The sequence below is a fragment of the Halomonas sp. 3D7M genome (assembly GCF_014897885.1).
Lineage (GTDB): Bacteria > Pseudomonadota > Gammaproteobacteria > Pseudomonadales > Halomonadaceae > Vreelandella.
Map to the genome: position 1 here is coordinate 5,217 of NZ_JABUZF010000190.1, position 1,344 is coordinate 6,560.

Below are 1,344 nucleotides of genomic sequence, written 5' to 3' on the forward strand. Positions count from 1 at the left end.
ACGCCGCGTTGCTGGCAAAGCCAGTAGAGCAGCTGATTAATGACAATACCCTAGTGGCCCTGGCTCTATTGGTGGCGGAAAGCCTACCGGATCAGAAAACGTTGATGATTCGGCTGATCGAACATTTCATCTTGTTGCGATAGCTGTATCCCCCGCCGATGAACGCAGGGGCTTTGACCATTAAGCCTCTGCTATTCCATCCACTAGAAAAACGCGATAGTCGGCACCTTGGAAACGGTGTTTGCGGGCTTCCTGATAGGCGGGGCTTTCGTACCAGGCACGGGCGGCGGCCATGTCGGGGAAGCGTAGAATCACCGCACCTTCCATGGCGCTTCCTTCTAGCACCTCAAAATCACCATAAAAGGCGAGCGGCTGTGGGTCGTGGCCTTCGCGGGCGGCTTTGGCCTTTTCGCTGTAGCGCTTCATTTCTTCGTTGTCGTGAGTGTGTTCACGGGTTAGTACGATGTAGGCGGGCATTCGGCTCTCCTCGTTGGTATTAAATGCGCTATGCAATCATACCTGTTGTTGGTTGGGCGCTGTCCACTTACTCTCATAACCTTACTCTCAAACCCCTGCTCTCAAACCCCTGCTCTCAAAACTTTGCTCCAAAGCCCCATTAGCAAGCCACCTACCTATTCGATTGCCTTGATAGCAACTGTCGGTATCATATTGTGGGTGTTGTCCATCATTACGCCCCTTTACCGCGAGCTTCTATGACCCAATCTAAAACGCCGTTCATTGTGGTGCTGAGCTTGGCATTGACCATGATGCTGGGCCCGTTTTCCATGGATACGTACCTGCCGGCTTTTCCGGTTATTGGCGAATCGCTGGGAGTTTCTCAGCAGGCGGTGTCGCTGAGCGTTTCAGTGTATGTATTCGCGATGGCGTTTGGTCAGTTAATCGGCGGTGCGCTTTCAGACCGCTTCGGGCGCCAGCGGGTGTTGATGAGCGGGCTGGCGATTTTTGCGCTCTCAAGCATTGTCATTGGTATGGCGGATTCTTTGAACACGCTGCTCGTCGGGCGAGCTGTTCAGGCCCTTGGTGCTGGCTTTACTCTGGTATCTGTGCCGGCGTTGGTGCGCGACCGGGTGGCTGGCCGCGACGCCGCGAAACTGTTTTCGATGATGGGCTTTATCATGGTGTTGGCGCCTGGCATTGCGCCGAGCGTGGGCAGCGCGATTCTGGCGCTGGGTTCCTGGCACTATATCTTTTTCGCTTTGGCGATATACGCGGTGCTGCTGGTGCCGTTGTTGGTGCGGGTGCTTTTTACCGGTACGGGTAAGGTGTCTCGAGCGAAAAGCCCTAAGATGAGCCTGCTGGCGCGTTACAAACTGGTACTGTCGA

The 1,344-nt window shown here is 54.8% G+C and carries 2 protein-coding genes; one reads left to right on the top strand and one right to left on the bottom strand.

Annotated features, from left to right (window positions below; all coding sequences use genetic code 11):
- Window positions 1-180: 180 nt before the first annotated feature.
- Window positions 181-477: a DUF1330 domain-containing protein gene (locus tag INT22_RS10785; protein WP_089039021.1), complete on the bottom strand. Its 297-nt coding sequence runs from the start codon at window positions 475-477 to the stop codon at window positions 181-183.
- A gap of 236 nt (window positions 478-713) precedes the next feature.
- On the opposite strand from INT22_RS10785, the gene INT22_RS20760 reads away from it, so the two are divergent.
- On the top strand, window positions 714-1,344 hold a 631-nt coding region (locus tag INT22_RS20760), incomplete at its 3' end, for an MFS transporter (RefSeq protein WP_226912611.1).